This is a genomic window from Methylobacterium sp. WL120 (genome assembly GCF_008039465.1).
Classification (GTDB): Bacteria; Pseudomonadota; Alphaproteobacteria; order Rhizobiales; family Beijerinckiaceae; genus Methylobacterium; species Methylobacterium cerastii.
The window spans coordinates 1-1,202 of the sequence record NZ_VRUT01000345.1; the positions used below are offsets into that span (position 1 = coordinate 1).

The 1,202-nt window shown below is 64.0% G+C and carries 1 protein-coding gene; it reads right to left on the reverse strand.

Annotated features, from left to right (window positions below):
• Positions 1-34: 34 nt before the first annotated feature.
• A protein-coding gene (locus FV229_RS26920) for an IS3 family transposase (RefSeq protein WP_147754825.1) occupies positions 35-1,202 on the reverse strand; the annotation gives its coding sequence in 2 pieces (ribosomal slippage) (positions 35-954 and positions 954-1,202; 1,169 coding nt annotated over the 2 pieces). This gene is flagged as partial in the annotation.

Here is a 1,202-nt window from a genome sequence, read left to right on the forward strand (position 1 = left end):
TGATCGGCCCCCACGAGGTGGTCCAAGGGTAAAGTTAGTGCACGGTGGGCCGCTCCGCCACGGGTAGCTTGGCCGGCGGAGCTGGTCTGGCGAGCGCAGCCGGCCAAGCGGAGAAGGCTGGCATGAACACCTCCGGTGCCGGCGGCCGGTATCCCAGAGAGGCATGCGGGCGCACGCCGTTGTAGTGACGTCGCCAGCTTTCGATGACGACCTGCGCTTCCCTGAGGGTGTAGAAGATCTCGCCGTTCAGGAGTTCGTCGCGAAGCCGCGCGTTGAAGCTTTCGACGTAGCCATTCTCCCATGGCGAGCCTGGCGTGATGTAGGCCGTCTTTGCTCCGACGCCGGTAATCCAAGCTTGGACGGCCTTCGCAACGAACTCCGGGCCGTTATCCGAACGGATATGGCCAGGTACGCCACGCAGGATGAACAGGTCCGAGAGCACGTCGATGACGTCGGTTGCCTTCAGCTTGCGGGCGACTCGGATCGCTAGGCATTCATGCGTGAACTCATCGACCACGTTGAGCATCCGGATCTTGCGCCCATCGTGCGTTCGGGCCTCGACGAAGTCGTACGACCACACGTGATTGCGGTGTTCCGGGCGAAGACGGACGCAGGAGCCGTCGTTGTCCCAGATCCGCCCCCGCTTGGGCTGTCTGGCTGGGACCTTCAGACCCTCACGCCGCCAGATCCGCTCGACGCGCTTGTCGTTGACGAACCATCCGGCCGCCTTCAGCAATGCGCTGATCTTGCGGTAGCCATAGCGTCCGTACTTCTCAGCCAACGCCGTGAGATCGGCCGTCAGCGCCTCTTCGTCGTCGCGGCCCCGCGGCACCTTGCGCTGTGTCGAGCGATGCTGTCCGAGCGCCCGACAAGCGCGACGCTCGGAGACGGTCATCGTCCGCATGATGTGCTCGACACAGGCGCGTCGGCGCGCGGGGCTCAGAAGTTTCCCCGGGACGCCTCCTGCAGGATCAGCTTGTCGAGGGTGAGATCGGCGATTGCCTTTCGAAGCCGAGCATTCTCGGTCTCAAGACTCTTCATCCGTCGAACTTGATCCGACTTCAGGCCGCCAAACTCACGCCGCCACCGGTAGTACGTCACCGAACTCACACCGAGCGCGCGGATTGCATCGGCCACGCTCTGGCCCTGTGAGATCAGCACGTCCGCCTGACGGAGCTTCGCGACGATCTCCTCGGGCTTCG